A 21,081-nucleotide genomic window follows, 5' to 3' on the forward strand; every position below is an offset into this window, starting at 1 on the left:
GCTGACGCTTGTAGTGGCGCTGCGCGTGCACCGCTAGGGGCACGGCAACCGGTCAGGGGCCGAACCCGAGTGCCATCGCAACCACTTTCCCATCCCGAACGTAGAAGCAAATGCTCGATCCACCCTCCGAGAACCCACAGATGCGCTCGACATCGAAGCGCCCCAGCGTTGCCTGCTCTGTCTTCCCCTGGCCATATCTGCGTGCTGTGCCGATGGCCTCGGACGCCGGATCACCCATCGCAACGCCTTTCAGCTTCACGCCGCGCAGGCTCTCGGTTCTACCTGCAGTGGGTTGCGCCGCGCTGATCGATGAAACGCGGATCTCATCAATGGTTCGGAACTGCGGAGCCACGTCAGGGTTTGAGGTGATCAGCACCTCCAATCGGGTAGTGGGATCCAGGTATCTACGCCGCATCAGTCCTGTGGCGTCCACGACCAGCTCGCCATCACCATAGCGGCGCAGGAAACCCCTCTCGCTGTAGACATGCGGGATGAAACTTCCATCGCGGAAGGCTTTCGATACAAAGTCCACGCGTGGATTCCCTGCGGGGAAGCCTGCTGCTGCAGGCAACATACCCAGCGCAATCAAGATGAGTCTGCGTGTCTTCATGACAACTTCGTCCATCCATCTGAAAGAATGATCACAGAGCATTCTTGACTCATGTGCGGATAGCCCACTCGTTCCAGAGGCGTATCACCATTCCGGATGATAGCGGTCCTTGTACTCGTCTTGAATCAGTCCTTGGTTCACATAGCGCCCCTGACTGGTCCTCAGCACGTCCCGCGCGAACCTCAAGGCGCCGTCAACCGAATCAAACGTCCACTCGGTACCAAAGGGATGATCCGGATCCACCGCCTCGAACTCGTACACATCGATGAAGCCAGGCGCTCCATTGTCAAATACTTCGCAAAGACGAACCCTCCAGGCGTTCAGATTGGCCTGCTCAATGGAGACAAAGCGAATCACACGCTGATCCAACTCATATCGATCGGGGAGCAGCTGCTCGACATCGCGGCCCGCCGAAAGATTGCCTGTTACATCCAGATCACAAAGATAGCGCTGCAATGGATCCCTCATTCCGTTGAGAAAATTGACCAGCAAGTGAGCATCGGTGACTTCCGGAGCGACTAGGACGCCTCGCCCGAGGCATAGTGCCATGCACCCGACGATTGGCCGTTGTAACGGCTATCGATGTCCTCCAGCCATACCTTCAGATCCATCAGAAACCTTGCATGGTCGAAGTCCTTGAACTTCACCCTGCCCAGTTGCTCCGCCAACTGCTCAAGCAATTCGCGGGAGACATACCGCATTTTCTCCTTCATCGAGAGCGGAACGATGGTCGGCAGGTCAAGCATCACATCGGTATAGAACTCCGCCTTCTTTCGTCGAAACTGCACTCTTCGCTTGAAATCCAGCTCGGGATCTCGACACACGAAAAGCAATGCCACAGAAGCCACTTCGTTCCCGTAGCTCCTGGACTCGAATGTGGCGGAGCGCTCTACGTAATGACTTTTTATCCTGCCAACATGCGACTCCCAGTCGCAGTCCGCCACGAAGTTCAGTTTCATCAGTCCCACGCTCTATGTCAGTGCTGCGCGCGCATCCCGCACCTATTCGATCAGGTCGTGTAGATCGATGCCAGACGGATTCACCAGGCGCTTCTCGCGACCCACATGGTGAAGCTCGAAGGTGCCTTTCTCTGAATCGATGACACGGGTGCCATCAAGCACCGCCAGAAACCCGAAGACCGCCGAACGGGCAGCTTCACCGGCAACGGCTCGCAACATGTCGGCTTCTACAGCGGACAAGCCGTTGAACCATTCGGACCGTGCCAACAGGTCTGGGGCCACCCGACGGCCCGGTGGATACCCCAGGTTCGAGATCGTACTACGCACGGATGATTCAAGCACATAGCGCTGGATAGCGGATACAAATTCGTCAGCTTTCATGCCACTCCCCCGGCTTTGAAAATGAGCCAGAACACATTCGCCTGTCCGGACCTACTGCCTTTTGTCCCCGCTCAGCCCGCCTCTCGCAGGCAGTGCGGCACAGCATGAACTCAATCCCGTCCAGACGAGTTCAGATCAAGCGGAATACCCTCCGCAACACAGATTTTCCGCAACGCGGCCTCCAGCTTGCTGCCGTTTTCCAACGTTTTCAGTGTCACTGCAATCCCACCAGTGATCCCAAGCTTCCTCTGTGCACTTTCGGAGAGAGACAGCTCAAGCTCCATGCGCCGCAGAGAGATATGCACCAGACCGCCATAGCAAGGCTCAAGACCTCCACCGACCTCGATATGGGCGTGCGCCATGCCCAACTCTTCGTCCTGGTCGTCATACGCCTTCGCGTTCTGCAATACCACGTAACGAGACGGATTCGTCGAGCTGTCGGCCAAGCCAACTACGATGCAGTAGTCATCTTCCTCTATGGAAACGACTTCGGCCTTGAATCTGTACATTTCCCGGGTACTCCTGACATGTGGAAAACTCAATGTCTACTCCGCCGCTGTCCTGGTGCCGCTCTCAGCACGCAGGGTCGCATCGTTGTCACCCTTCCAGCCCACCTGGGTGCCACTCGCCCCGCCTGCGAGCCCATCCGTACTTTTGTCTGTTCGCCCGCCGCTCGATCATCAAGGGCGGCGCCAACGTCAGGGGCGGTCTGTACTGACGGAAACCGAGCCGTCTTCCAGCAGGTGGACGCTTACATATGCGTCTGGCGGAGGTATCCGATCGATCGACGCCCCTGCGGGGAGAATGTCCCAACTTGTGATCGGGCCGCAGACTGTCCTATGCACCAAACGGCTGCTATCCAACCCTCGCTTGGCAAGCTCGGCCACAACTACTTCAGGAGGCTGGCGCTCGAAGCCCTTGTAGGCTGTGCACGTCTCTCCCGTCTGGCCAATGGGATACGTTGAACTCTCCACCTCATCCCGGCACCCCGGCAGGCCCATGGCGAGCGAGAGGGCCATCAGTACTCGAATGCACTGCATTTCAGCTCGCTCCTTTCCTTTACTGCCCTGTTGTACGCCTTGTCTGACGCAAGACCTCCGAGACCACCATCGCAGCGCCGCGCTGCACAGGTCAACTGCCCTTGATGCGAATGCTGCACCCTTTGCAGGCAGAGATATCCCGAGACGCATTGCCGGCAATTCCCGATAGTCCCGCGCAGATTACCTGTCGCACCATCAAGCGTCTTTCTGCGGGAAACCACACATGAGCCTGGCGCTGGTCCACAGCCGTGCCCGCGCCGGGGTCGACGCCCCGCTGGTGCGGGTGGAAGTGCATCTCTCTGGTGGCCTGCCCGCCACCCAGATTGTCGGCCTGGCCGAGACCAGCGTGCGCGAATCGCGCGAGCGCGTGCGTGCCGCCCTGCTCTGTGCGCGCTTCGACTTCCCGCAGCGGCGCATCACCCTGAACCTCGCGCCCGCCGACCTGCCCAAGGAGGGCGGGCGTTACGACCTGGCCATCGCACTCGGCATTCTGGCGGCCAGTGGCCAGGTCGATCCGCAGTCGCTGCTGCAGTACGAATTCCTGGGCGAGTTGGGCCTGACCGGCGAGCTGCGCCCGGTGGCTGGCGCGCTGCCGGCGGCGATTGCGGCGGCCGAAGCCGGGCGCATCCTGGTGGTGCCGCCGGGCAATGCCGCCGAGGCTGCGCTGGCCGAGCATGCCGATGTGCGGGTAGCGCGTACGTTGCTGGAGTGCTGCGCTGGTTTGGGGAACCCACGCTTGCTGCTGCCAGTAGAGCGTGTGGACACGACGCCGTTGCCACTGCCGGATCTGGCCGACGTGCGTGGGCAGGCGCATGCACGGCGTGCATTGGAGGTTGCCGCTGCGGGTGGGCACCATCTATTGCTGATCGGTAGCCCTGGCTGCGGCAAGACGCTGTTGGCTTCGCGCCTGCCCAGCCTGCTGCCGGATACCGAGGAAGCGGAGGCGTTGCAGCTGGCGGCGATTGCCTCGGTGAGTGGTGAAGGGCTGGATCCACGGCGTTGGCGGCAACGGCCATTCCGTTCTCCTCACCACAGTGCGAGCGCGGCAGCGCTGGTGGGTGGCGGCAATCCCCCCTGCCCCGGTGAAATCTCGCTGGCCCATCACGGCGTGCTGTTCCTGGACGAGCTTCCGGAGTGGAACCGCAGTGCGTTGGAAACCCTGCGCGAGCCACTCGAGTCCGGCCACATCCGCATCGCCCGCGCGGCGCGGAGCGTGCAGTATCCCGCACGGTTCCAACTGGTGGCAGCTTTTGTGAGAAATCCCACCATGTACGCATTTAGGTCGTCAGGGGTGACAGAACGAGCCGACCAAATTCTTCACGGCAGACGGGGTCTATTCTAGGGAAATGGAGGCCTTGGGCTCTGCTAGAGCAAGCGTGTAAGCCTTTCACCGTGGATCGCAATTCTGTCGAAGTCGGCTGCGGTGAGCTTGATAAGGCTTGTTGGGAATCTCGCTACGAAGTTTGCCTCCTCCTCATCTGCAGAGTCCGCACTGGTTGGACTGCCGATGTAGATCATTGCTCCCCTATTGGCACTCTTAGAGAGGTAGTGGTGAAAGGAGCGAACCCTCAGTGCATGTGACTGGTCAGACATGATGTCGGCCACGCGCTTGATCCGGAATGGATTCAGAGAGTATTTGCTGAAGCCCATATCCAAGGGCCTTCCTGCATCTGACACCAGGATGAAGTGGCCGTTCGGCTCCTTCGGCTCTCCACTACCCGCATCAAAGAAGGGCTCAAGTCCAAGGTTGTCGTATACGCCACCGTCGTAGAGATGGATTACAGAGCCCGGCTGGGAGTCTACGGTTTCGTGTGCAGGCCCGCTCCAGTTCGCTCGACGCTTCCACCTGAATTTGTCCGCCCTGAGGCGAAGCGGACCAAAGCCGCCTGGGAAGGCGGCCGAGACAGCCATTGCGCTGGCCAGGGGGAAGTTGCCCGCAGCTGCGTAGCCCGTGAGGTAATCTCCCAAGTCTGCACGCTTGAACCGAAAGCGGCGTCCGTTCTCAGCATTGGTCCCATTGATTGACCAATCAGGTGTCGCGGGAAGATCGCTAAGCCTGTTCTCAATGCCCCACCGGCGGCGCAGTGCAGCTGCCAAGAGATTCGAGCGGCTCAACAAGAACCGGAGATTCGAGAGGCTCGACAATTCGCGGAGTGCATCCCACTGGAGGCTGCGTGAGGTGAGTTCATCGCGGAGTGCCGGGTAGATCTGTTCGAGAAACCGCTCTGAAGTCGGCCATGCCATGCCAGAGCGATGCAGCACAAGTCCGGTGATAAGGCTCCCTCCCGACACGCTGGATATCCGAGACACTGACTCCAAACAACCAGCCCTTGCCAGCGCCCGCATGACCCCCAAGTGGAAGGTCATTGCTCTGATGCCTCCACCGGACAGCACTAGATCGATCTGGCGATCTTTCAAGGCTGAACCTCCGCCTGGACAACACGAATGTCATGGCTTCCAACGATGACTTGGATTACCGGAAGGCCTTCTTCGTGCATTCCCATAGCGAGCTCGACCAGCTGCACAAGATCAGCTCGGCTTGGCTCTGGAGGACAGCCGTCTGGGTGGCTGTGCCACTCTCCAACGTATCCAACGATTCCAGCAGTGCGGTTCTGTGCCTCTGCGACAGCCTCTGGCATTCCGGCAACGCCGCGCTCAAACGAAGCGGGCGTACCCTTACTGTCGGCTGGCGCCGGGAGCGCATCTACAACGACGAGCAGGTTCTGCGTGAAGTCGTGGTAACCAAGGAGGATGCCCCCCGTCTCGTTGGGAAGACTATTGCCGCGCAGAGCATGCAGATGTTCGTGTAGGCCTTCATCCATGTAGATGCAGAGACCATTAGCTGCTTGGTGTATCCGCCTATCAGACAGTGGGATCTCTATCGCTTCCGTTTGACCGCTCAAATCTCGCTGCCAGATCAACGCGGCGGCCTGGGGCTTGGCAATATGGACTGGGATGCTCTCGGCAAACTGACAGGCATGAATCATCACACTCGAGTACGGTAGGACCATTGAGATGTCACGGCACGATGCTCCGCTCCAAAACGCTCCGCGATGGCCCTCAAGATGGGCTCTTCCCCAATCGGAATTGATGATGGCGCGGTAGTACTGAGCTTCAATCGTACGCAAGCACCGTTCCTTGGCGACGTCCTCAAGCATCATGACTCCCGACCGACCGGTGGGAGTTACGAACACGCTCACATGCCGTGATCGATCATCCACGACTGCTGACGCCCGCGGGTACCCTAGGTCTGCAGTTGCATCTACGACCAAGTTTGCGCTCCTGAGGGCCTGCGCCAGCTCTGGCGATGTACTGGTAAGGACGTCTTCCTCGAGAGGAGTCACAGCCGAACCGTTACGCGTGACCTCCCTGGCATTCGCGGAGACTGCCAGAACCTTGGGTAGCCCAATCTGTCTATTGAATGCAGTGTGGCGTGACAGATTGTGCGGTCGGACATGATCCTTATCCACTACAGTCCACCGACCCCAGCCAGATCGAACCCATAGGTCCAACAAAGCACTTCCCAAAGATCCAACGCCGATCAATACGCCTTGCGGCCCTGCATCGCTGAAGCCTGACTGGGTGCGTGCACGTTCAGGGCTGTTCTCCCAAAGAACGGTGACTGGATCAAGCCCGATAGACTCCCAACCTTCCTGCGGCTGATTTCCAACAACACCAACTGAGCTGAAGTACCGACCGTCATGCGGGATAAGGGCACCGAGCATAGTTCCGATCTTCAGTGCCCCACCATCAAGGAAGAAGGCGCGATAGGTGATTCCTTCGACCTCGCCAGTCGACGCACGCTTGATGGGAACAGAGAGCAGCACAAGCGTGCTCGGAACCTCATCCTGGCGAGTGAGTCCGCCTGAAGGCGTCGCTGCCTGGATAGCTGCTGTTACAAGCGGAAGCAGGTCCGCTCCTCGCCGTGCCAAAAGCTCATTCAACTGTCCGAGAGTATGCGGATCCCATTCAATCATCCCGCCTTCAATGGGCTCAAGATCTACCTTGACCAGAGTAGCGTGGAGAGACTTGTTGGCAGGCAGTTGATCAACGATGCGCAGTGTCCAGCCATCGTTCTTACGCGCAGCTGCAGCGATGACACTGAGCTTTCCCCTTGCCGCCAGTTGGTCAAGATCCCAAGGGATCAGCAGTTCATGCCGAGACTCAAAGAACAGCATGTCCAAAGGCTGATCGGCCAGATGCAGCTCGCCCTTAGCATTCTTCTCCATCCACCACTGGATCCGAGCAAGAAATGACGAAGGAGTCCAGGTGCGAGCGACAACGGGGGGCGGTTCGAAATACAAGCAGAGCTGAGCTGGGCCCTGCGACGTCACGCTGTTTTGGTGTGCAAGCCTCGGAAAGTCCTTTCGCATTGACCAAACGACCGTTGCCTTCGCATCGTCCTGAGGCACATGTATAAGCATGCGCTCCCGAAAGCGGAGCCCGTATTCATTGTGGGTGGGCACACCGTGGCATTCAACGTCCACCATTAGGTAGACGGTCTCCAGCTCATCTACCTTGGCGCTACGCATCACCTCAATGAGCTTGAAGTCACGGTGAGCATTGACAGCTGCGATCATCGCGCTTGTACGCGATGTGACTGCCGCTAGATCGTCGAGAGCAGTCAATGTATGCGCAAAGTACTCCGAGCTCATGCTCCTGCCCTGGCTGGGCGGGAGGCAACGATGGCCGCAGAGCCAAATGACGACGCTGCTTTCGTCCATGTGACGCCTGCGGCAGCCACCTCAAAGACAATTGGCTTGGGCTTGTTGGCGTTAGGCTCTTCCATGGTGACGAGGAAGGATCTTCCACCAACCTTCTCAAGATAGGACGCGTAGGTTCTGCGGGCTTGAATGTGGGGTGGCTGGACCTGCTCGTAGGACTCTTTAATGTCGGGCACAGGTTTGCAGCAAGCGACGATGTACGAGTCCTTCTTTCCCATCATGAGAAGTTCAGCGACCTTTTCGCAGGGAACAGTGTCCTTCTCCCCCTTTTCTGCCCCGAGTGCCTTGTAGCTGCAGTGATGGGGAATGTTGAAGAGGTCCCAGGCAAGACGGTCTTCATTGCCGTGATACTTCGTAATGCCGACAATTCTCTCCAGGTCGCAGTAGTCGGCATCACCAACTTCCAGGTAGTCGTAGGTGCGGCCGTCTGCCTGGAGCCTCACGTTGAACACCAAGGCTGCTGAGTTGCGGATGATGTCCCCATCGTCGCAATGTTCGACGAAGGGCGAGTGGCAGAAGAACTCCACGTTGTCTTCTTGCAAGGTGAAACCCGGAACGACAGTGCCAGCGTCGACAAACAGGTGATCCCGGGCCGTCAATGCTTCGCCGCGTGCTTCCAACTTGGGCTCCAGCCACTCCATCAGCGCTTCTGGCTGTGAGAAGACCAGAATGCCTTTTCCTTCCAGCAGACGGTGGCGCGCCTCTTGCCTCAGAAGCACGAACTCTTCGCTCTGCTGTTCTTGGGTGGCCTCCTCCAAGAGCATTGCTGCGGGGACCCACAACTGGTCGATCTTGATCCGACCGTCGCCATGATAGACCTTTGCATGCTCCAGCCAGAAGAAGTCAGTGCTTCCCTCGATGTGATCATTGTCTGCGTGGGTGAATGCAACGACGTCGAAGCTTTCCTTGCCTGCGTCGGCAAGGTCTTTCTTGAGAGCTGCCTTCAGATCAATCTCTGGTGTCGACTCTTCTTCCGCGCACTGTTTGTGACGGAAGTCGAAGAGAACTCGTTTTCCATTATCAAGAATGATCTGCGTCGTGTCCCCGTTACCAACCGGGTAGAAAATCACTTGGTGCTTAGTCGCCATCTCGACATCCCCCTGAAAGTTGATCCATCAATCTCAGATTGCCGCCCTGCCGTCTCGACGCATGAGACCGCGTGCAGCCGGCTGTTTCTGTTCAGCCAAGTGTCTATTTTGTGATGACCATCACTCTTTTCAAGGGCCGGGCGGAATTTTCTTTTGTGTTTGGAGAAGAAGGGCCGAGGCCTTTAAAATCAATAACATAACAAGCCGTCGAATTGTGCGCCGGCTTGTTTGAAGGGATGGTGTCTCGAGGCCACGAGCCCAGGTACGTCACTGAGAGCTGCTCCATCTCGGCAAGATCGATCAGATACACGCACTTCGACGTTTCAACTATTCGCCTGCATCCGGGCCATAGCCCTGCCAAGCGGGCAGCTTAATTGGATTGAGTTCGACACCGATCTTCATGCCCTTGAGCAAATCGAAGAATTTATTTTGAAGATCCCCTTGACCATCATCGAGATGAATGGCAAGCATCAAACTACAGTACAACGCTCTTGCCGCTAGCGCTTCGGCTTTTATCAGCAACGTATGTTTGACGCTAGTTACACCTGTATGCACAATTTCTGATCGAGCATCGTAAATTTTTCCAAGATCCGCATGGACGCGCCTTCGGTCCTCGCCCTTAAAGCAAAGTAGTGACGCGTAGTCAGCCAGAGTAATCTTGATGGGCGCGTGCTTATCGCGAGAGAAAATTGCCTCCATTGATATGACAAAGAATATGAATCGCGCCACGCTATCTTTCTCGCCCACGGCTCGACCAAAGAATTCCAGCGCGTTCCTAAGCTGTGCATTCAAGGTTTTTTCCTCACCCAAGGAAAGCAGCTTGAGGGCAATTGGTACGTCGGGCCGCTTCATTACTTGAAGAAGCTTTCTCTCCAGCGAAATGGACACAGTCAACGGGCGCATTGCCATAACCCGATCAAGCCACCCCGTACGCTTGTTGATGAGGAACAAATAGCTTGGTGTGGCCTCCTTCCCCAGCACCGGCTTCTTTACGCCGAAAACTCGACCAAGCAATTCAATTAATCCGATCACGCGGCGAGCAGCTGCACGTGTCTGATGGCGTAGGGAATCCGAAGACCCATGGGTTGGCAGGAGCAACAAAGGATTGCTGCTCAGTGCCTGGTCAGTCTGCCGTTGCTGATGTTCGAACAAGTCGTCCGGCACAGCTTTGGAGTTAAACATCTTGATGCGCTTGTTCAGCGCTTCGCTCGTGGCTGCAGCTGGCACTAGTGTAAATGGACCAACTTGGAATGGGCGAAAAACGCTCTGCCTCTTCGAAGCGAAAGCTATGGGCTGAAAGAACCCTAAAGGGATGACGGCAATATAGTCGAGATGCACCGCTGTTTGTTTCAGGGCAGCATCAAGTCGCGTTGCAAACGCTCGGGCATCGTCGAGATCGCCAGCATTCAGCACTGCATAGATTAAATCGAGCGCGTGCTCCCAACCTATGTGACTACGTGTGTACTCCGACTTATAGAAGGCAGCTCCCAACTTCTGGTTCGCGTAGATGAGCTTGGCTTCCTCATCCTCATCCAACTCATTTCTCTTACGCAGCGCCTTCAACTGGGGCAGAACGGATCTCATGACCCGCTCAACCGCACCGATGTCGATTCCAGGCGTTGTACTCAGTGACATGTTGGCTACGCGTCCGTGTGGTCAGATGGTGTGAATGAGTTCTTAGACCTTCACTATAGCGTCTCCGCATCCTTGCGATGCCGCCGCTGTGACACTTACTCTTTCATCCTGCATCCAGCCAGAGAGGCCACAGTAGGTGAGTGCTTGCATCCCACGTATCTTTCACATTGAAACGCGAAGCCCACCGCGTAGCTGGGTAGGGCACCCGCGAAGATAGCTGTAGTGAATGAGGCAGAATTCTCCCGTCCAAAGATCGTCGCGATCTGAGACTTGCTCAGCTTTGACGGATCATCGCCGATGTCAGCTGGGATCGATGTGAGATAACAACGAACCGAGGTCGACTCAGTTCCCTTGTGGGGTTTGACATAGCCATCGATTACCCAGATTTGATCGCCGTCGGGGAAGAAGGTGAGGTCAGTCATGCCTGATGTTGCTGGAGTGCATCACCAACATTAGCGGCACCTGGCCTCTTTAATTGATGATGTATGTTGACCGACGTCGCAAATTCGGCTCGCAACCGTCTCATTGCTGGGGAATGCGGCAAGTCACCCTACAGGCCTGAATTCCCGTACCGATATCAACCAACACACAATGGTCAGATAGGAGTAGTGATGAAAGAGGAACTTTGGTTCGTGGCCGAATGCGAGGACCTGGCGGACAATTGCCACTATCTAGTCTGGGTGCATAGGATCGGCTCGTCCGCAAGGCTAACAGTGGACGGTAGGGGTAGAGGGGTTCTTGTTGATGCGAAGACTGAGGACGAAGTCGTGGACCAGATCCTCGTCGTGCTTAAAATGGTGGTCGAGAAGACCCTTAGCCGGGAAGAGGTCGCAAGGGCGACGAACAAACACCTAGAAGATGCGGAGGAGGCATCCTCGGATAGCGAAGCCGACGACTCAGAGCAGATCATTGACGAGGAATCAGAAGAGCCTTCCGAGTCGGCACACCAGCAGCAGGGTTCGGCCTCCTGATGCCGTTCGGCAAGCCCGGGCGCTTGGTAAGCCTGACTGCTCGGGCCTTGTTGGCAGGAAGAAGAGTGGGTCTCCCGCAGAGACCCAGCGCACCATTGCCAATGCCCACAACGGCGCTCTGGTGATTCGACGCATTGAGCAGGATCACTCCGGGCCAGTGGATCTAATGAATCCGCGACCGCCTAGGTAGCGCTGCAAACCCATGTTGCCCTTGAGGAACTCGGCATTAGGGTCGATGCTATCGGGCTGAAGAGCGGCGAGCGGATCCACTTTGCCTTCCGGCCATTTTGCAAAAGTATGAATGACCACTGCCGACATCGGTTCAATGAGCTCTTCTTTTTCTGCCAAGGAAGGACCGCCGCTGTAGTACCCCACTCCGCGGACACCAATGAGGGGCTGCAGGAGTAGATAGAAGCGATGCCGCCAATGTTCTTCCTGTTCCTCCAGAACAAGCTTATGCGGGACGGAAGTCACCCGTTTCTTGATCCACTGATACTGGGTAAGTAGGCGTGCAGCACTAAGCCAGGCGATGCGATCTGGTTCAGGTGGATTGTAGGGCTTGGCATCCTTGGCAAGGGCTTCATAGGCACGTTCCAAGGAAAGGACGGCCTGCTCCAGCATCTGCTTGCTCTCCTGGTCCCGCCGGGTTCCTCGGATTGAACTGGCAGTGATAACCGCTGTAATCGCAGAGCCGATGGCTGAAACTCCGGCAAATGCTACCGTTCCAATCGTAATGGCTTCTGTGAAATTCATGAGGGCCGCCCGCGTCAATGTTGGTTCCGCATTCTATCAACGGCCCTGAACGGCTGGACGGAGGACTTGCGTCATCTAACTCCTAGGTTGCAGGCCTTTTGCTGCCATCAGGCGCGCAACCCGGCTCAGGCAGGCACTTTCGCCCCCCTCAACCAGGTTTTCGCGCATGCGACCAGCCCCCAATGTGCCGCGGCTGTCTTCGTGCAGTTCGCACAGTCTGGGCGTAACCGCGCAAGTACTCCATGAGGCAACTCAAACCAGAACAGTCATTGATCAGACAAGGCCGAACGTTGGCAGCAGCTCAACCAAAGAAGGTTCTCCGCTTCACAGGTGGCACCCCCAGAAAGAGCCCACATGAATCATCTGGCTTGACGCGATCGCCACCGTCGCTCGCTAGTGCCGGCCCTTAATCTGGCTGCCGCGCACGCTCTGTAGCATCTTCATGACCTGATCAGATACCTCAGCCGGAGAGAACCCCAAGGCAGCAGCGATGAGGCAGAACTCCAATACGTCCAAGCGTCGGGCCCCAGACTCAACGGAAGAGACTCGCTGCTGAGGCCACCCCAGATGAGCGGCTAGCCGGGTTTGACTGATACCCAACGACTCACGTCGCTCGCGGAGCAGACCAACCAACCGAAGGTACGCACTTTGGTAGATCGTCTTGGTAGCCATCAGGTCCGCCTGGAGGAGCGGAACGAAATCTATGGCCGAGCCGGGCACTACATGAAAATTGTGTAGACGACTTTCCGGTGGCTTGCTAGCATCAGAGCCGGTTGAACTGCCGGGGATCGAGTGATCTATGGTCGTGACCAACAGACCCTCATCCCTCCGTGGCCAGACCTCGATGCGCTGCTAGTATCGCTTGGGCCGTTCTACGCGTGCGCGTGGTGTGCGCTCGAGCGCTCCACTTCGATTTCCGCACCTGTGGCCGCTGACACAGCAGTTGCGCAGCACTTGCTGCTGTTCCTTCAGACAGCGGGGGTCCTAGCTGAGACGAGCTCGTCAAATGGCTCTACAAGGCGATCTCTTTACGACCCTATTAGCTGGAGCTATCGGGAGAGCAGTCAGCTGCCTGACGACCTGAGTAGTTCACTAACCCATGCACTTAGAGCATGGCGCCCCTCGCTTGGAGCACAGGACCGACAGTGGCTCTGGCGTCAGCTTTCCGACCGCGAAGCTGCTGCCTATCTCGTGTCATTGCTACGCAAGCATCGGATCCGTACTCAACACGCCGAGGAGATCCTATGTGTACAGGAAAGAGAATGGCGTGAGCTGAGTTTGGGACGCAAGCGATACGTGCTTTGGTCGTCAGTCCGTGGAGCTGCGAGTGAGTTCTTAAGCACCGGCGGCGACGAATCCGCAGCATTGACCGTGCTGAGCCGCGAGATACGCGGTCGAGCAGATTGGCTATCTCGCAAGCAAGCATCAGGAACGCTAAGCAAGTCTGACTACTGCTTTCTGCCGGACCCCGCATGGCGGCGACCGCTGATGGTCGATGTCGCGTTGGAGTGCCTACTGCCTATTGGCGACGACTACTGGCTCGCCCCTCCTATTCTGGCTCGGCAGCAAGAGGGGCCAGGACTCAGATCGCGTCTCTTACGACGCACTCAAACGTAGATAGGCTCCTATCGCATGCGCCCCAGTATCCTTGCCCTCGATCTTGAGGGAACCCTGATCTCCAATGCAGTCAGCCAAATTCCTCGACCAGGACTTCGGGATTTCCTAGATTATGCTAGAACCACCTTTGATGAGGTTGTGCTTTTCACAACGGTATCTCGGCATATGTCGCTAAGAATCGCCTTACTTCTGGCTGAGGAAGGCCATGTGCCTGGCTGGTTCACAGGGGTCCGCTACGTCGAATGGACTGGGCCTACCAAGGACCTTCGATTCGTGTCTCCACTACTTGGCCAAGCTCTGCTGCTTGACGACCACCGCCCCTACATCCACCGGGGTCAACACAAGTTCTGGGTTGAGGCCCCGCTATTCGCATCACCGTACCTTGCTGATGACAGTGGGTTGCAGGCCGCCCAGCGACGCATCGGGGAGAGAGTGTCGCTGCTTTCTAGCTCGCCTGACTAAGCATCAATCGAAGCCATCGCGCCAGAGCCGCAGACGAAGCCACGTCTAGGTTCTCTGCATGACAGAGCGCGCCATTCAATCGCCGGAGTCAGCGTGACCAGAACCAGTCTTTCCCACCCCCTTCAGATTGCGACTCTCCCGGTCGGCCATTGCGGTGGGGCCATCGGGGTGACGTTCGCGCCTGGCAAGCATCAAGTCACAGCTATGACCGGATCGTGGTCGCGAGACTTGGATATGGACCTTCAAGCTATAAGTTCATGGGGCGCAAGTCATCTCATCAGTCTAATTGAGCCTTGGGAGTTCGAGGATCTTCAGATCGCCGCTCTGCCAGAGCGTGCAGCAGACCATGGTCTACGGTGGTACGGACTGCCGATCGTGGATGGCGCCGCGCCCGACTACGGGTTCCTCCAGCGATGGAAGGAGTTGGAGACGTCCATCTGCAACGCGCTACTTAACGGCAAACGGGTTGTCGTCCATTGCAAGGGCGGACTTGGCAGAGCAGGCACTGTCGCCTGCATGCTTCTCCTCAGCACCAAGACTTCCCTGAGCAGCGAGGATGCGATCAGGCGCGTGAGAATGGTACGCCTTGGTGCCGTTGAGGCATTGGAGCAAGAGGAGTTCCTGCACAACTGGGCATCTGCCTCACATCACCTCTAGGGAAGCACTGATCAGCTTCCTGTCCTTCTGATAAGACCAACCCCAACGTGTCGCTGCTGAGGATCGTCGCGTTAGGAGAGGGCGAGGCAGCAGCCGGCGCAAGTCAGTATCGGGCGACTGACCAATGCCCGGCTTCGGTCAGAAGACGATAGCCCCCTCCCCCGATAGATCTTTCTTATCCACGACTAGCCTTGAGCCTACTGGTCCCGCGGAGAAGAGAAATGAGGGGCGGACGGATTCTGGCGTTAGCCGGATTGCCGCCAACGACCTAGATCTCTCCAAGATCCTTGAGCACGGCCTGTCCCTTCTGCAAGAACCCAGCCAGCAACCGGCCTCCCGCCACTCGCCGGCCAAGTTGCTCATTGAGGTAGCTGGCCTGCAGGCGTGCGTGGGCCAGCAGATCCTTCTGGGCCATGCTAGGAATCACGGCCCGGAGCGGTTCGCCTGGTGAGGCCAGCTGCCCCCGGATCGGCTGGACCACGCAAGGGTGCTGGCTGCCGCTCTTGGCATATGCCGTGGCCATCATCCGGTCGCTCTTCGACGACCAGCCACCAAATACCAACTCGGTCCCGAGCTGCTCGATCGGTAATCCTGCCTCGGCTGCCGCCTTCTCGTAGTTCGGCCACAGCTGGTCCACCACCAACCCCAGCTCGGCAGATAACTGTTCCATTGTGAAATCTGCGCGGTAGCTAGCCTGCAGCGCCAGCTCATAAATGCGAAGGAAGAACTGCGTAGAACCTCGCGTAGCAAACACCAGGTTGTGCTGAGGGATCAGCAGCAGCTTTGCCCCGGCGGAATGTGCCCCTGTGAGAGCATCCTCTGCCAAGGTATCCACGGCGACGACAAGGTGGTCACGAGTGAGCAGAAGGTTGAGGATGCTCATGGCGGACTCGTCCAGATGTTCGCAAACTATCGCCTTCCCACCCCTTGCCTGTCCAGACTGCCATGACCTCCGAGATCACAGAAATCCTTGAGCGCCTCCACGCTTGCGAGGCCGCACTTGAGATGCACCGCGGCTACCTCAAAGCAATGGAGTATGGGTTGCGGGTTTCGTTTCTAACACACCAAGACCCGGTGATTCTGCTCGACACGTGGACCAGACTGCTCCCCTCGATCGCCCATAGCCACGAGAGGGAGGGCAGCCAGCAATTCGCCGCCGCATTCCAGCAGTCCCTGACAGTTCTCACTGAGCAGATCGGCACCGAGTGCAAGAGACCCTAAGCAGCCAAGGCGTACGGCTCAACGAGGCGGGAAATGTCCGATCTCGGCCAGAAACGGACGTCCCAGCACACGGTGCCTGCACTGCGACTTCTGCATCAATGTGGCCCGACACTTACAGCCGGGCCACATTGCCCACCGCTTACTTCTTCTTAGCGTCCGAAGCCGCCTCGGCGTCGCAACGCTCCTTCAATGCCTTGGTCTGAGAGTCATTCAGATCAACCTTGTACTTCGATCGATCAGCCAGCTGCTCGCACGTCTTCGGCTTAGCTTGTGGCGCGGCGGCCGGCACCGGATCGGCATGCAAGGCAGGATCGTGGGCAGATGCGCCTGAGGACCATGTCAGGCCGGCAACGAGGCATACAGCGAACGTATAACGCAGTTTCATGGATTGACTCCTGGGTTGGTTCCGGCGGAATGCCGGGGGTGTTACGGCTGATACAGGTCGGCCTGATAGCCATTCAGTTCGATTGTGATGATCACCGGCGAGGTACCTCGGTTCTGCCAATACCAGCCATGTGTTCCATCGAAGGGAGCGATGAAAGTCCCCTCTGCATTCGATTGGGCGCCCTCTACGGCGTAGCTGGTCCAGGCTCCCTTCACGTCAGGTCTCTCGCCATGCATGTCCACGGCAACCGGAGCGCTGGATGTCCAGCGGAACAGCATTCCTGCACCCGTGGTCATGTGGGACTTCAGCTCCATGCCTTTGCCTGGCTCGATTTCGATGGTCATGGTGTCCTGACGCAGCGCGCCAGAACCAAAACCTACAGCCGCTGGATCAAGGGATTGCCCCTTGTTCTCTCCGAAGGCGACCTTTGCCTTCTCGGACAAGGCCGCAATGGCTTCCGGGCGCCCATTTGAGGTTTGAGGAACGGCTTCAGATGCGGAGGAATCGCCGCTCGCGGCCAGCGCATCCAAACCGAGGGCACGACCCACGCCAGTCGGGTCAATGCCGTACTCGGCGGGCAGTACGGTAGTGATCAGAATCACACCAGCGACCGCCACGGCGAGCGCGGTCGATTTGAGCAGTCGGCGAGTGCTGGGAAGTTGCTGATTGATGGAAATGGACATTGAAAGCCTCGATCAAAGGTCAGGAAACGAAGTAGCCCGTCAGTTGCATGCCCATCAGCACGAAGCCGGCACACATCAGGACGGTATTGATGCTGTAGGCCTGCCGATGGAAGGACGGCAGGCGACGCCAGAAGCCCATCAGAATCAGGATGCCGGCCAAGGCCAGCAGCTGGCCCAGCTCCACGCCGACGTTGAACGCCAGCATGTTGGGCACCAGTCCGTCAGCGGACAGGGTGAAATCCTGCAACTTCGTTGCCAGGCCGAAGCCATGGAAGAAGCCGAAGATCAGCACGGCTGCTTTGGTGTTGGGCTGCACACCGAACCAGCGCTTGAACGCCCCCATGTTGTCCAGTGCCTTGTAGACGACGGACAGTCCGATGATCGCATCCACCAGGTAGGCATTCACGTGGAAGCCGCCCAGCACGCCCAGCAGCAGCGTCGTGCTGTGACCAATGGCGAACAAGGTCACGTAGATGCTGACATCACGCATCCGGTACAGGAAGAAGATCACCCCGAACAGAAACAGCAGGTGGTCGTACCCTGTGACCATGTGCTTGGCACCCAGGTAGGTAAATGCAATCAGCTGGGTGCCCGTGCTGTCCTCCAGGAAGGCCTGGTCACCCTCACTGACACCGTGGGCGAACGCAGCCCAGGGAATCAACAGCGCGGCCAGCAGGGGGAGCCACGACAACGGTCTGTTTAACGGAATCAAGCGTAGGTTCCTCAACGTTGGAAAAAGGGAAAGCGTCATGCGGCCTCATCCTTGGACGTATCGCCCTCGCGATGGATGAGGCGGTAAAGTGCCGGAAGAACCAGCAGGGTCAGGAGCGTGGACGAGACGATGCCGCCGATGACCACCGTGGCGAGAGGACGCTGCACCTCAGCGCCGGCACCGACGTTCAGTGCCATGGGCAGGAAGCCCAGACTGGCGACCAGGGCAGTCATCAGCACAGGACGCAAGCGCCCCGATGCCCCCTCGGTCACAGCGCGATGGAGGGGCACACCCTGTTCCCGCAGGCTCTTGATGAAGCTGATCATCACTAGGCCGTTCAGTACGGCCACGCCCGAAAGCGCGATGAACCCGACACCGGCCGAGATGGACAGCGGAATGTCACGCAGCCACAGGGCCGCCACACCGCCGGTAAGGGCAAGCGGCACGCCACTGAAAACGATGGCGGCATCACGTCCTGAGCCAAACGCCATGAACAGCAGGCCGAAGATCATCACCAGCACCACGGGCACCACCACCATCAGCCGCTCGCTGGCCGAGATGAGCTGCTGGAACGTGCCGCCATACTCCACCCAGTAACCTTCAGGCAGCTGGACTTCATCTCCGACGGCGGCGCGCAGCTCCTCGACGAACGAGCCGAGATCACGTCCGCGGACGTTGCTGGTGATAACCACACGCCGCTTGCCGTTCTCGCGGCTGATCTGATTCGGGCCTGGAGCCACCTCAACCTTGGCCAGCTGCCCCAGCGGAACGAAACCGCGATCAGCATCGGCCTCTGTCGAACCTGACACCGGTACAGGCAGCGATTCCAGCGTGCGCGTGTCCTGCCGCAGGTTCTCGGGCAGCCGCACGACGATGTCGAAACGACGATCACCTTCGAATACTTGGCCAACGGACTCCCCACCCAATGCGACCGATACGGTCTTCTGCACATCGTCGATTGCGACGCCATAGCGCGCCAACGCGTCCAGGTCAGGCGTAATGGTCATCAACGGAAGGCCCGAGACCTGCTCCAGCTTCACGTCCGCTGCGCCAGTGATCCGGTTGGCAACGTCCTCGATCTGGCTGCCGATCTGTGCGAGTTGATCCAGATCGTCGCCATAGAGCTTGATCGCCACTTCCGCGCGCACGCCGGCGATCAGCTCATTCATGCGCATCTGCACCGGCTGAGTGAACTCGTAGTTGTTGCCGGGGATGGCTCTGACGGTCTTCTCCAGCTCCGCAATCAGCTGGGCTTTGGGCTTGCGCGGGTCCGGCCACTGGTCCCGATCCTTGAGCATGATGAAGGTGTCGGCGACCGACGGAGGCATCGGGTCGGTCGCCACCTCGGCAGTACCGATCTTGGCCACCACCTCGTCGACTTCAGGGAACTGCTTGATTGCAGCTTCCAGCTGGCGTTGCATGCCGATGGCTTGGGTAAGGCTGGTTCCGGGGATGCGCAGCGCGTGCAGGGCGATATCGCCTTCATCCAGGTTGGGGATGAACTCTGTACCCATGCGACTGGCACCGATGCCGGCCACCACGGTAAGTGCAACCGCTGCGCCGACCACCCACCTACGGGCACTGACCGCCCGCTCCAGCAGAGGGCCATACAGGCGGGTTACGCCACGCATGACCTTGGTTTCCTTCTCGGACACCTTGCCGGTGACGAACTGCGCCACGGCAGCCGGCACGAACGTCAGCGACAACGCCATGGCACCGGTGAGGGCGATTACCACGGTCAAGGCCATGGGATGGAACATCTTTCCTTCCACACCCGACAACGCGAAGATCGGGATGTACACCGCCGCGATGATGAACAAACCGAACAGGCTGGGCTTGATGACCTCGGCGCTTGCCGAAGCGGCCAGGGAGAATCGCTCCTCGCGCGTTAACAGGCGTCCCAGCGCATGCTGGCGTTCGCCGAAGCGGCGCAGGCAGTTCTCCACGATGATGACCGCGCCGTCCACGATCAGGCCGAAGTCGAGCGCACCGAGGCTCATCAGGTTGGCCGATACCCGGTTCTGCACCATTCCGGAGATCGTTAGCAGCATGGTCAACGGGATGACCGCAGCGGTGATGAGCGCGGCGCGCAGATTGCCCAGCAGCAGGAACAGCACCGCGATGACCAGCAGCGCGCCCTCCAGGAGGTTCTTCTTCACCGTTTCAATGGTGCGATCCACCAGCTCGGTTCGGTCATACACCGGGTGTGCACGAACGCCCTCGGGCAGCGTGCCGTCGATCTCCTTCAGCTTGGCAGCGGTGCGCTGAGCGACTGCCCGGCTGTTCTCGCCGATCAGCATGAAGGCCGTGCCAAGCACAACTTCCTTGCCATCCTTGGTGGCGGCGCCGGTCCGCAGCTCGGTGCCTTCGTGGACATCAGCAAGATCGCCTACCCGCAGCGGCAGCCCCTCTCGACTGGCCACCACGATCTTGCGCAGGCCGTCCATGTCGGCAACCTGCCCAGGCACGCGTACCAGGTACTGCTCGCCGCTCTTCTCGATGTAGCCCGCACCGACGTTCGCATTGCTGCGGGCAACGGCCTCCATGACGTCTTGCAGGGTCAGGCCATAGGCCTGCAGCTTGCGGGGGTCTGGCGTGATATGGAACTGGCGGACGTAACCGCCCACGGTGTTGACCTCGGTCACGCCCTTCAGGTGCCGCATCTGCGGGCGTACCACCCAGTCCTGCAGGGTACGCAGTGCCATTGGCGTCCAGGTTTTCTCAGCTCCTGGTTCGGCCTCCACGGTGTACATGAAGATTTCGCCCAGGCCCGTGGCAACCGGTCCCAGTGTTGGCTTCAGGCCGTTGGGCAACTGGGAGGCCGCCTGCTGCAGACGCTCGGCAACCTGCTGGCGGGCGAAGTAGATATCCGTCCCATCCTCGAATACCACGGTGACCTGTGAAAGACCGTAGCGCGAGATTGATCGTGTGTACTCCAGGCGTGCCAGCCCGGCCAGTGCGGTTTCGACCGGGAAGGTCACGCGCTGCTCGGCTTCCAGTGGCGAATAGCCAGGGGCTTCGGTGTTGATCTGTACCTGTACGTTGGTAATGTCAGGCACGGCGTCGATGGGAAGCTTGCTGTAGTTCCAGATGCCCAGGCCGGACAGCGCCAGCACGAGCAGCAGCACAAGCCATCGATGCGCGATGGACGCGCGAATGATTCGCTCTAGCATGGGATGCCCC

General features: G+C 58.6%; 19 protein-coding genes and 2 pseudogenes. 4 read left to right on the forward strand and 17 right to left on the reverse strand.

The window, feature by feature from the left end:
- Positions 1 to 52 precede the first annotated feature (52 nt).
- The 5 genes from ACZK1G_RS20780 to ACZK1G_RS20800 form a co-directional block, all read right to left on the reverse strand.
- Complete coding sequence (locus ACZK1G_RS20780) at positions 53 to 625, reverse strand: hypothetical protein (RefSeq protein WP_101766220.1); 573 nt, start codon at positions 623 to 625, stop codon at positions 53 to 55.
- 69 nt (positions 626 to 694) lie between these two features.
- Positions 695 to 1,102 carry a hypothetical protein gene (locus tag ACZK1G_RS20785; RefSeq protein WP_141750818.1) on the reverse strand — a complete coding sequence of 136 codons (408 nt, stop codon included), beginning with the start codon at positions 1,100 to 1,102 and terminating at the stop codon, positions 695 to 697.
- Between the two features lie 26 nt (positions 1,103 to 1,128).
- A complete protein-coding gene (locus tag ACZK1G_RS20790) occupies positions 1,129 to 1,569 on the reverse strand; it encodes a hypothetical protein (protein WP_049441965.1) in 441 nt (146 codons plus the stop codon).
- 42 nt (positions 1,570 to 1,611) lie between these two features.
- On the reverse strand, positions 1,612 to 1,950 hold the full coding sequence (locus ACZK1G_RS20795) for a hypothetical protein (RefSeq protein WP_152682134.1): 339 nt from the start codon (positions 1,948 to 1,950) through the stop codon (positions 1,612 to 1,614).
- Positions 1,951 to 2,060: 110 nt separating this feature from the next.
- Positions 2,061 to 2,459, reverse strand: coding sequence for an Imm10 family immunity protein (locus ACZK1G_RS20800; RefSeq protein ID WP_101766221.1), 399 nt, complete (start codon positions 2,457 to 2,459; stop codon positions 2,061 to 2,063).
- A gap of 754 nt (positions 2,460 to 3,213) precedes the next feature.
- Between ACZK1G_RS20800 and ACZK1G_RS20805 the strand changes: the two are divergent.
- Positions 3,214 to 4,266: pseudogene (locus ACZK1G_RS20805) on the forward strand (YifB family Mg chelatase-like AAA ATPase); the annotation flags it as partial.
- A gap of 89 nt (positions 4,267 to 4,355) precedes the next feature.
- Here ACZK1G_RS20805 and ACZK1G_RS20810 read toward each other — a convergent pair.
- The 4 genes from ACZK1G_RS20810 to ACZK1G_RS20825 form a co-directional block, all read right to left on the reverse strand.
- Positions 4,356 to 5,357, reverse strand: a complete 1,002-nt coding sequence (locus ACZK1G_RS20810) for a patatin-like phospholipase family protein (RefSeq protein WP_197622011.1) — start codon at positions 5,355 to 5,357, stop codon at positions 4,356 to 4,358.
- Positions 5,358 to 5,404: 47 nt separating this feature from the next.
- Positions 5,405 to 7,645, reverse strand: coding sequence for a ThiF family adenylyltransferase (locus tag ACZK1G_RS20815; protein WP_197622010.1), 2,241 nt, complete (start codon positions 7,643 to 7,645; stop codon positions 5,405 to 5,407).
- Positions 7,642 to 8,802, reverse strand: coding sequence for a ComEC/Rec2 family competence protein (locus ACZK1G_RS20820; RefSeq protein WP_197622009.1), 1,161 nt, complete (start codon positions 8,800 to 8,802; stop codon positions 7,642 to 7,644). The genes ACZK1G_RS20815 and ACZK1G_RS20820 overlap by 4 nt, the downstream gene beginning before the upstream one ends.
- A gap of 327 nt (positions 8,803 to 9,129) precedes the next feature.
- Positions 9,130 to 10,437, reverse strand: a complete 1,308-nt coding sequence (locus ACZK1G_RS20825; RefSeq protein ID WP_197622008.1) for a HEPN domain-containing protein — start codon at positions 10,435 to 10,437, stop codon at positions 9,130 to 9,132.
- Between the two features lie 611 nt (positions 10,438 to 11,048).
- Between ACZK1G_RS20825 and ACZK1G_RS20830 the strand changes: the two genes are divergently transcribed.
- A complete protein-coding gene (locus ACZK1G_RS20830; protein WP_071227703.1) occupies positions 11,049 to 11,408 on the forward strand; it encodes a hypothetical protein in 360 nt (119 codons plus the stop codon).
- Between the two features lie 144 nt (positions 11,409 to 11,552).
- On the opposite strand, the gene ACZK1G_RS20835 is transcribed toward ACZK1G_RS20830, so the two are convergent.
- The 3 genes and pseudogenes from ACZK1G_RS20835 to ACZK1G_RS20845 all read right to left on the reverse strand — a co-directional run bounded on the left by ACZK1G_RS20835 (position 11,553) and on the right by ACZK1G_RS20845 (position 12,833).
- Positions 11,553 to 12,161, reverse strand: coding sequence for a hypothetical protein (locus tag ACZK1G_RS20835; protein WP_197622007.1), 609 nt, complete (start codon positions 12,159 to 12,161; stop codon positions 11,553 to 11,555).
- 87 nt (positions 12,162 to 12,248) lie between these two features.
- Positions 12,249 to 12,380: pseudogene (locus ACZK1G_RS20840) on the reverse strand (IS3 family transposase); the annotation flags it as partial.
- A gap of 174 nt (positions 12,381 to 12,554) precedes the next feature.
- Complete coding sequence (locus tag ACZK1G_RS20845) at positions 12,555 to 12,833, reverse strand: helix-turn-helix domain-containing protein (RefSeq protein ID WP_071227721.1); 279 nt, start codon at positions 12,831 to 12,833, stop codon at positions 12,555 to 12,557.
- 1,575 nt (positions 12,834 to 14,408) lie between these two features.
- Here ACZK1G_RS20845 and ACZK1G_RS20850 point away from each other — a divergent pair.
- Entirely contained in the window at positions 14,409 to 14,897 is a 489-nt protein-coding gene (locus ACZK1G_RS20850) for a cyclin-dependent kinase inhibitor 3 family protein (protein ID WP_478448407.1), read from the forward strand.
- Positions 14,898 to 15,165: 268 nt separating this feature from the next.
- Here the strand turns inward: ACZK1G_RS20850 and ACZK1G_RS20855 are convergent, their stop codons facing one another.
- On the reverse strand, positions 15,166 to 15,780 hold the full coding sequence (locus ACZK1G_RS20855) for a hypothetical protein (protein ID WP_197622005.1): 615 nt from the start codon (positions 15,778 to 15,780) through the stop codon (positions 15,166 to 15,168).
- A 62-nt stretch (positions 15,781 to 15,842) separates the two neighbouring features.
- Between ACZK1G_RS20855 and ACZK1G_RS20860 the strand changes: the two genes are divergently transcribed.
- Positions 15,843 to 16,118, forward strand: a complete 276-nt coding sequence (locus ACZK1G_RS20860; RefSeq protein ID WP_046984184.1) for a hypothetical protein — start codon at positions 15,843 to 15,845, stop codon at positions 16,116 to 16,118.
- A gap of 139 nt (positions 16,119 to 16,257) precedes the next feature.
- Here the strand turns inward: ACZK1G_RS20860 and ACZK1G_RS20865 are convergent, their stop codons facing one another.
- The 4 genes from ACZK1G_RS20865 to ACZK1G_RS20880 are packed head-to-tail and all read right to left on the reverse strand — an operon-like array spanning position 16,258 to position 21,071.
- Positions 16,258 to 16,503, reverse strand: coding sequence for a hypothetical protein (locus ACZK1G_RS20865; protein ID WP_197622004.1), 246 nt, complete (start codon positions 16,501 to 16,503; stop codon positions 16,258 to 16,260).
- Between the two features lie 41 nt (positions 16,504 to 16,544).
- Entirely contained in the window at positions 16,545 to 17,186 is a 642-nt protein-coding gene (locus ACZK1G_RS20870; protein ID WP_197622003.1) for a hypothetical protein, read from the reverse strand.
- Positions 17,187 to 17,205: 19 nt separating this feature from the next.
- Positions 17,206 to 17,877: a HupE/UreJ family protein gene (locus tag ACZK1G_RS20875; RefSeq protein ID WP_197622002.1), complete on the reverse strand. Its 672-nt coding sequence runs from the start codon at positions 17,875 to 17,877 to the stop codon at positions 17,206 to 17,208.
- 56 nt (positions 17,878 to 17,933) lie between these two features.
- Positions 17,934 to 21,071, reverse strand: coding sequence for an efflux RND transporter permease subunit (locus tag ACZK1G_RS20880; RefSeq protein WP_197622001.1), 3,138 nt, complete (start codon positions 21,069 to 21,071; stop codon positions 17,934 to 17,936).
- Positions 21,072 to 21,081 lie beyond the last annotated feature (10 nt).

The organism is Stenotrophomonas sp. 109824_Sma (genome assembly GCF_056480025.1).